1 pseudogene is annotated in these 214 nt (G+C 65.0%); it reads right to left on the bottom strand.

What is annotated here, in order from left to right:
* Positions 1–214: pseudogene (locus A9J21_RS32100) on the bottom strand (bifunctional UDP-4-keto-pentose/UDP-xylose synthase); the annotation flags it as partial.

The following is a 214-nucleotide window of genomic DNA, read 5'->3' as shown; positions in this document are numbered from 1 at the left end:
CGTCGACCAGCGTGCGGGCGTCCACCACCTTGTCGCGGTAGGCCTCGAAGATGCGGCGCAGTGCCTGCTCCATCGTCACCTCGGGCTTCCAGCCCAGTTCGTCGATCGTGTTGTCGATCTTCGGCACGCGGTGCTGCACGTCCTGGTAGCCCTTGCCGTAGAACTCGCCCGACGACGTCTCAACGATCTGCGTCTTGCGCGCTTCCTCGGCGTA

The organism is Cupriavidus sp. D384 (assembly GCF_001652915.1).
Lineage (GTDB): Bacteria > Pseudomonadota > Gammaproteobacteria > Burkholderiales > Burkholderiaceae > Cupriavidus.
This window is presented reverse-complemented; position numbering and strand designations above follow the sequence as displayed.